The 203-nt window shown below is 59.6% G+C and carries 1 pseudogene; it reads right to left on the minus strand.

The annotated features are described in order from the left end of the window. A pseudogene (locus ASF71_RS25215) lies at positions 1-193 on the minus strand (IS5/IS1182 family transposase); the annotation flags it as partial. Between the last annotated feature and the right edge of the window lie 10 nt (positions 194-203).

A 203-nucleotide genomic window follows, 5' to 3' on the forward strand; every position in this document is an offset into this window, starting at 1 on the left:
AACCCGACCAAGGATGTTTGACGATCTCCATGGTCCAGCCCAGATGCGTGTTGATCTCTCCAGCGAGTTTCCCGGTGTACCCCGCATCCGCCCACAGGTACTGCATCCGAGGAAAGACATTGGGGAGATCCCGCAGCAGGAGAATTGCACCCGTGCGGTCCTGGATGTCCGCCTCGTGGACCTTGATCGCCATGACCAGCCCT

Origin of the sequence: Deinococcus sp. Leaf326 (assembly GCF_001424185.1) — a bacterium.
Classification (GTDB): Bacteria; Deinococcota; Deinococci; order Deinococcales; family Deinococcaceae; genus Deinococcus.